Annotated in this window: 5 protein-coding genes and 2 pseudogenes; 2 read left to right on the top strand and 5 right to left on the bottom strand. The window is 46.9% G+C overall.

The genetic code is table 11. The features are described from left to right. A pseudogene (locus BHV72_RS06475) lies at positions 1–588 on the top strand (M48 family metallopeptidase); the annotation flags it as partial. A gap of 91 nt (positions 589–679) precedes the next feature. Here the strand turns inward: BHV72_RS06475 and gcvT are convergent. The 3 genes and pseudogenes from gcvT to BHV72_RS06460 form a co-directional block, all read right to left on the bottom strand. Then, positions 680–1,707, bottom strand: a pseudogene (gene gcvT / locus BHV72_RS06470) (glycine cleavage system aminomethyltransferase GcvT). Positions 1,708–1,738: 31 nt separating this feature from the next. Beyond that, on the bottom strand, positions 1,739–2,962 hold the full coding sequence (gene pepT / locus BHV72_RS06465) for a peptidase T (RefSeq protein ID WP_022402057.1): 1,224 nt from the start codon (positions 2,960–2,962) through the stop codon (positions 1,739–1,741). Positions 2,963–3,158: 196 nt separating this feature from the next. Beyond that, positions 3,159–4,571, bottom strand: a complete 1,413-nt coding sequence (locus tag BHV72_RS06460) for an amidophosphoribosyltransferase (RefSeq protein ID WP_005826808.1) — start codon at positions 4,569–4,571, stop codon at positions 3,159–3,161. A 171-nt stretch (positions 4,572–4,742) separates the two neighbouring features. Here BHV72_RS06460 and BHV72_RS06455 point away from each other — a divergent pair, with 171 nt between their 5' ends. Then, entirely contained in the window at positions 4,743–5,549 is an 807-nt protein-coding gene (locus BHV72_RS06455; RefSeq protein ID WP_005826809.1) for a helix-turn-helix domain-containing protein, read from the top strand. A 3-nt stretch (positions 5,550–5,552) separates the two neighbouring features. Here the strand turns inward: BHV72_RS06455 and BHV72_RS06450 are convergent, their stop codons facing one another. Further along, positions 5,553–6,494 carry an EFR1 family ferrodoxin gene (locus BHV72_RS06450; protein ID WP_022402055.1) on the bottom strand — a complete coding sequence of 314 codons (942 nt, stop codon included), beginning with the start codon at positions 6,492–6,494 and terminating at the stop codon, positions 5,553–5,555. A gap of 205 nt (positions 6,495–6,699) precedes the next feature. Beyond that, a partial coding sequence (locus BHV72_RS06445) for a glycoside hydrolase family 97 protein (RefSeq protein ID WP_286855282.1) occupies positions 6,700–8,298 on the bottom strand: 1,599 nt, incomplete at its 5' end.

Below are 8,298 nucleotides of genomic sequence, written 5' to 3'. Positions count from 1 at the left end.
TATAATCCCGACGGAATCGCATCGGCCCTCGGTAAAATTATAGGGTATTACAACCTGCACCAACGCAACAAGGACATTCCTCGCTACGGCAGCATCGGCAACCTGCAAAAGCGTATAGAAAAGGCCGGTGAATCCCATAGCCTGAGTGCCCGCCCCTACCTACGGACTACCAGCGATGTCGTTTCTTTCAACGCAAGTATGAACTACGCCAACAAGCGCTATAAGGAAACTGCCCGGCTGATACGCAAGAACATTGACAACAGACTAGCCACAGACAATGACTACATCATCCTGGTAAAAGCGGAAATGGCACTGTCTAATACGGAAGAAGTGAACAACCGCTGCCTCGCCATGCTTGATAAAGCCCAGGAGATGGCAGGAACAAGCCCCAATCTGGACATATATAAACAAAAAATACTATTATTGATGCGCATGAACAAACAAGCCCAAGCCGCCGATATACTGAAAGAATATATCACCTTGCTTTCGGCCTACGAAGGCCAGGGCATAGAAGGAACCGAAAAGGAATGGACCAATAAAGAGATAGGTTGGGCAAACCAAATGCTGGACAGGATAAGCAGAATATAGAGAAAGGAATAACTAAGAATGAAGAATTTGACTGCGCGATGATGCCGCATGACAAATTCTTCATTCTTCTTATTTTAGTTATTCATTCAAATTACTGTTTGCGGAACGGCGGCTTCACAACCACAGCTTTCAGCTTACGTCCCCGCATGTCAATGCAGATTTCCGTACCGACTTTGCTGTACTCGGGTCTGATATACCCCATTCCGATACCAATCTTGCGGGTAGGCGACATAGTTCCGGAGGTAACCACACCGATTCAAATCCCACCAACTTACGGGTAGTGCCTTCCGCTTTCTGTTTTTCCAGCATCGGGCGATTGGTGAAGTTCTTTCCCTCCACAAACTTGGTAATCCATCCTAAACCCGCTTCAATGGGCGAAGTGGTGTCATCCAAATCATTGCCATACAAACAGAAGCCCATTTCCAGACGAAGCGTATCGCGCGCACCCAGACCAACTGGCTTAATGCCGAACTCCGCGCCTGCCTCGAACACGGCATCCCAAATCTTCATGGCAGCCTCCGGATAGAAGTAAAGCTCAAAACCACCCGCACCGGTATATCCGGTATTGGAGATAATGACATCCTTTTCTCCGGCAAACTCACCGTGGGTAAAAGTATAGTAAGGAAGGTCGGAAAGATTAATGGAAGTCAGCTTCTGCAAAGCCTGAATAGCCTTCGGTCCTTGCACAGCAAGCTGTGCCATGTGCTCGGAAGCATTTTCCAATTCAGCGCCTTCCGTGTTATGAGACACACACCAGTTCCAGTCTTTCTCAATGTTCGACGCATTCACGACAAGCAGGTATTTCTCCGGCTCATAATGATAGACCAGAAGGTCGTCCACAATGCCTCCATTTTCATTTGGGAAGCAGGTATACTGTACTTTCCCCGGTGTGAGGGCAGCTATGTTATTGGAAGTCACTTTCTGCAGAAAGTCCAAAGCATGGGGACCTTTCACCCAAAATTCTCCCATGTGTGAGACGTCGAATACACCGACACCCTGACATACTGTAAGATGCTCGTCAATGATGCCGGAATACTCGATAGGCATATTATATCCCGCAAACTCGTGCATCTTGGCACCCAGCGAGATGTGTTTTTCGGTAAACGGAGTGGTTTTCATGGAACTATTAGAGTTATGAGTTATGAATTATCTATTTGCTTGCTACGAGCTCGGCAATCTTGACGATGACGTTCATGGCTTTCTCCATGTTCTGGATAGGCACGAACTCATAGCGGCCGTGGAAGTTCAAGCCACCGGCAAAGATATTGGGACAAGGCAGGCCCTTGAAAGAGAGCTGGGCACCGTCCGTACCTCCGCGAATGGCTTTTACACGAGGCTCTACACCTACCGCCTTCATGGCGGCAAAAGCGGTGTCGATGATATGCATCACCGGTTCAATCTGCTCGCGCATATTATAGTATTGGTCGCGAAGTTCCAGAGTAGCGGTACCCGGACCGTATTCTTCATTGATTTTTGCCACAAGACGTTCCATCTCCTTCTTGCGCTCTTCAAAGCGGGTGCGGTCGTGGTCACGGATAATGTAAGAGACTGTTGTCTGCTCCACCTCGCCGGTAATGCCTATCAGATGATAGAAACCTTCGTAACCTTCGGTATGCTCCGGAGCCTCGTCAGCCGGAAGCATGGACATGAAACGGTTGGCAACGCGGATAGAGTTAATCATCTTATTCTTGGCATAGCCCGGATGCACATTCCGTCCCTTGAAGCTTATCTTGGCAGAGGCCGCATTGAAGTTCTCGAATTCAAGTTCACCCACTTCTCCGCCATCCATGGTATAGGCCCATTCGCAACCGAACTGCGCTACATTGAACTTATGGGCGCCCAAACCGATTTCCTCATCCGGATTAAAGCCGATACGAATTTTACCGTGCTTGATTCCGGGGTGCTCCTTCAGATATACCACCGCCGATACAATTTCGGCAATACCGGCTTTATCATCGGCACCAAGCAAGGTCTTGCCGTCGGTCACAATCAAATCTTCCCCTTGATGGTCGAGCAGTTCGGGGAACTGGGCAGGAGAAAGAACCACATTCTCTTCGGCGCAAAGAACAATGTCCTTACCGTCATAATTCTGCACGATACGCGGAGAAACATTCTTGCCACTCATATCGGGGCTTGTATCCATGTGGGCAATAAAGCCGATGACGGGCAACGGCTTGTCTGTATTGGCAGGAAGAGTGGCGAACAGATAACCATTTTCGTCCAACGTGATTTCTTCCAGACCCAAAGATTCCAATTCTTCTTTCAGATACCGGGCAAACACCATTTGCCCCGGAGTACTCGGAGTAATCTCAGTCTCTTCACTGGACTGAGTATCGAAGCTTACGTACTTTAAAAAACGTTCTACTAAAGTCATGATGAATAATGATTAGTGATTAATGGTTAGTGATTAATGGTCAGTGATTAGTAATTGGCGAAAAGCATTATCCGAATGGCATTAATCATTAATCACTAATCATTAACCACTATTTTGTGCTGTAAAGATAAAAAAAGGGGCGTGAACTGCCAAGCAATTCACGCCCCTTTTTTATTCCTTAAGGACAAAATGTCAATCAAAAATGGCTGCTACCATCAAAACAATGCGTACATATCTTACACTTAGGCAATCCGATAGCTTCAACCAGAGTTTCCAACGTATTGAACTTCAAGGATGAAAGTCCGAAACGCTCGCGGATAACGTCCACCATCTTTTCGTATTCGGGTGAGCCGGTAGTGGCATACTTATCGAGATTCTTATTCTCGTCACCCTCCAGTTCCTTGATGACACGACGGGTAATCAGTTCCATGTCGCTTTTGGAAGCCGTGAATCCTACAAACGGGCAGCTATATATCAATGGAGGACAAGCAATCCGGATATGCACCTCCTTGGCACCATACTCATACAGCACCTTCACATTGTCGTGCAACTGAGTCCCCCGGACAATAGAGTCATCACAGAACAGCAGACGCTTACCCTCGAGCATGGCACGATTGGGAATCAGCTTCATCTTTGCCACCAGCGAACGCAATTCCTGCTTGCTGGGAGTAAAACTACGAGGCCAAGTCGGAGTATATTTGGAAATGGCACGATGATAAGGAACTCCTTTACCTTCGGCATACCCAAGCGCCATACCTACACCCGAATCAGGAATACCGCAGGCACAATCCACCTCTGATTTATCTGTCTGTGCCATCTTGAAACCGGAGGCAAAACGCACTTCCTCCACATTCTTACCTTCGTAGCAGGAAGTGGGGAAACCGTAATATACCCATAGGAAGGAACAAATCTGCATTCCCTCATCAGGCTTGCGCATCTGTTCCACACCATCGGCACGCAGGCGAACAATCTCTCCGGGTCCCAAATAACGGTCTATCTCATAACCAAGATTCGGAAAGCTGCTCGATTCACTTGTGGCGGCATACGCTCCGTCTTTCTTGCCAATCACAATCGGAGTACGTCCCCAGCGATCGCGAGCGGCAATGATGCCGTCTTCCGTCAATAACAGCATGGAGCAGGAACCTTTGATATGCTTATACACATTTTCAATTCCTTCGACAAATGTCTTTCCTTGTATAATAAGGAGGGCGATAAGTTCCGTCTGATTGGTTTTGCCCGAACTGAGTTCGGCGAAGTGCATGTTTTGGGCCAACAGTTTTGTTTCCAGTTCTTGCAGATTTACTATTTTGGCTACCGTTACAATGGCAAAGCGACCAAGGTGGGAGTTGAGGATAAGGGGTTGAGGGTCTGTATCGCTGATGATTCCTATTCCGGAATTTCCTTTGAACTTGTCCAGTTCATCCTCAAACTTCGTGCGGAAATAAGTGCTTTCCAGATTGTGAATGGAACGGGTAAACTGCTCCGTTTCTGCATCGTATGTAGCCAACCCACCACGTTTTGTCCCTAAATGTGAATTATAATCTGTGCCGTAAAACAAATCTGCCACACAGCTTGTTGCCTTGGCGACTGTTCCGAAAAAACCTCCCATAAGTTCTGTTTTGTTATTGGTTTCTAAAATTAACGGATGCAAAGGTATGAAGAATTTGCGAAATTCGGGCAGATTTGAAATGAATAAAAAAGGCAATATATTTCTTGCCCACAATAGAAGTTATATTATTGGAAACATATACTTTTGTGATCGAAACCAAACAACTGTATAATGGGAGAAACCGCAAATATTATAATAGCCGATACTCTTCAAGGTCTGGGGACGGACGCATACAGTGGCTATCTTGCACACGCCCTCTGTCTGTCAGGAATCTGCCGATTGAAGTACAATGGAGAGGAGCGCGAGCTACGTGCCGGCGACCTGATGATTGTCCGCAAAGGAAAACTGGTAGAGAAAATTCAACCTTCAGAAGATTTTCGCGTAAAGGTCATCTATATCGCATCGGGCTTTGTGGTGCTGAGTACACCACAGAACAACTACGGCATGAAAGGGCAACTTTCCCTATTTCTCAATCCTATCATGTCCCTGACTACCGAACAGCAAGAGCTATGTCTCCGGGATTTTGAACAAGTGGAATACAGACTCCGGAATACAGACCATCATTTCCATCGCGATATGCTTATCGCCTCCACACAGATGTTGATACTCGACTTCTTCGATTTCCACTCCCATCTATATGGCGAGGACAATATCTCTGTACAAAATGCTTCCATCATGAGCCGTTTCCTCAACATGCTGGAGAACGGAACTTTCCGCGAGCATCGTGAAGTGACCTATTATGCCGACTGCCTATGTGTCACCTCCAAATATCTTTCGGAAGTTTCCAAGAAAGTAAGCGGTTATACAGCAAACTACTGGATAAACCGTTATACCACACTCGACATCTCGCGTTTGCTGCGCGACAAATCACTAACGTTCGTCCGTATTTCCGATATGTTCGGTTTTTCCTCTCCTGCTTATTTTAGCCGTTACGTACAACAACATCTGGGTGTAAATCCGACAAAATACAGAGGTTAATGATTATAGTTTTTGATTGTTTGCCCGTTTCAGATCTATTAGCGAAATATGCTCATTACGATAGCGGGCATTGGGGTTCTTCTCCGTTCCGTCAGGAAAAGAGCCATCTTCCTGCTTTATGAACTGAATAGCCTTCTGCGGACAATTCTGTATGCAGGCAAAACAGAACTCGCAGTCACCGGACGTCTTCACTCCTCTCGACGTCAGCTCATAATTGCCGCGCGGACAAACGTAGGTGCAGATGCCACAGTCAATACAAGCATCAGTCACGGTAAAGAACTTCTCGCTTTTCATCAGGAAGCCCACCTCGGGGTCGAGTCCACTCCGCTGCATAAAACCTTGGTGCTGTTGCCGTTCCTCCTCCGTCACCGGTTCGTGCCAATGCTGCCGACTGTTGATATCTGCCGTTATCTTCTGCAAGTTCTCGGGGATGTGCTTGTCTATCTTGAGTTGCTCGTTCATGTCGAAGTTGGGTAGCCAGTTATCCACCATGATGATAGTGTTGATATAGTCAAACGCATTGTCGGCTTTACGGGATATACGGTCCCAAATCTCTACCGCATCGCACTTCCTTGCACCATAGGTGAGGACAGCAAACTTGTATTCTGCCTTCAGTTTTGCTTTCTGAATGAACTGCCGTACCATATAGGGAGGCATATGACCGTAGATGGGATAAACGATGCCGATTTCATCTGCCTCAAATTCATACTTCCCCCGTTTCACCATCTGAGGGATACTCAACAATTCTGCGTTCTCTCCAGCCAACTGACGGGCGATGTAAAGACTGTTACCCGTTCCGGTAAAATAAAAGATGATACGCTTACTCCTTTTTGTTTCGCAGGATGCCAACGAGAGTAGGCCGGAAGATGCGATAGCACCGCTCATCACGGCAAATCCCATACGCTTTAAAGCCTCCCGACGACTGATTTTCTTATCCGTATTCATATCTCTGATTTTTAATGATTATGCAATCTGTTATCTGAGTGCAAAAATAAAGGTTTCCCCAAAGAACGAACTTACCAAAAACTCGGGTCTTGATGCTATTTTTACGGTATAAGAATGAGCTTACCCTAACACAAAAAAAGCCCCGCAAAGATTGGACTTCTGCGGGGCCTCACTAATGCCTAATAAAAACTCTTTCTACCCTAAATTATCTCCACTTCTTCACAGCTTTCTTGTCAGCCGGAGTCGCTTCAATCAAGCTCAATGCAAAACCACCGCTACGCGCTTCCTTCACGGACATTTTGGTCTTGCTGGTTACGATACCCTTCTTTATCTGATAAGAAGTAGGGTTCTCCTTGTAATCAGCATCTTTACCGTCGGCATAGAGAGTGGCTACGTATTGCTTGCCCGGTTCAAGGAAGTCGAGCGTAAAGTTGGCTGTACGTGCATTCTCGTCTGTAATACCTCCAACAAACCAGTTGCCGGTTCCTTTTGCCTTACGGGCCACGGTAATGTAATCACCCGGTTCTGCTTCAATGTACTTGCTGTCGTCCCAGTCTACTGCCACATCCTTGATGAATTGGAAAGCATCCATGTGCTTTTCGTAGTTCTCAACCAAGTCGGCAGCCATCTGCAACGGGCTGTATAAAGTTACATACAGAGCGAGTTGCTTAGCAAGTGTAGTCTGCACTTGTCCGTGGGGCAAATCGCCCATAAAGTCAAGTTTGGTATCGAAGATACCCGGTGTATAATCCATCGGACCGCCAATCAAGCGGTTGAATGGAAGCAATGTGGTATGGAACGGTTTGCTACCGCCGAATGCCTCATATTCAGTTCCTCGTGCAGATTCGTTGCCAATCAAGTTAGGATAAGTACGGCACAAACCGGTAGGGCGTACAGCTTCGTGCGCATTTACACAAATTTTGTAGTCGGCTGCCTTCTTCACGGCATAGAGGTAGTGGTTGTTCAGCCATTGCCCATAATGATGTTCACCACGGGGAATCATATTACCTACATATCCGCTCTTCACGGCATTGTAGCCATTATCCACCATAAACTGATAGGCCTTGTCCATGTGACGTTCGTAGTTGCGCACCGAACCGGATGTCTCATGATGCATCATCAGCTTCACGCCTTTGCTCTTGGCATATTCATTCAGCATCTTCACGTCGAAATCGGGATAAGGGGTCACAAAATCGAATACATAATCCTTGGATTTGCCAAACCAGTCTTCCCAGCCTTCATTCCAGCCTTCTACCAATACTTGGTCCAGACCGTGCTCAGCTGCGAAGTCGATGTACTTTTTTACATTTTCGTTAGTGGCACCGTGACGGCCATTGGGCTTCATTTTGGAGTAGTCCACTTCACCCAGTTTGATGGAGGGAAGGTCGTCTGTATATGCCCAGGTGCTCTTACCTGCAATCATTTCCCACCATACACCTACGTATTTCACGGGCTTAATCCAGGAAACGTCCTCGTAAGCACAAGGTTCGTTCAAGTTCAGCGTGATTTTAGAGGCAAGGATGTCACGAGCATCGTCGCTTACGATAACCGTACGCCACGGTGACGTGCAGGGAGCTTGCAGATAACCTTTATCGCCTACTGCATCGGGAGTAAGCCAAGATTCAAAAACAAAATTCTTATCATCCAGATTCAAGTGCATGCAAGAGTAATCCACTAAAGCAGCTTCGTGCAAGTTGATGTACAAACCATCAGCAGTCTTCATCTGCAAAGAAGTCTGAACACCGGTGGGCGAAAACGGGGTTTGCGAAGAGTTAGGCGTAATGGCCCCTTTCATCAGCCCGCG

The sequence above is a fragment of the Bacteroides sp. 43_46 genome (genome assembly GCF_001915455.1).
Lineage (GTDB): Bacteria > Bacteroidota > Bacteroidia > Bacteroidales > Bacteroidaceae > Bacteroides > Bacteroides caccae.
This window is presented reverse-complemented; position numbering and strand designations above follow the sequence as displayed.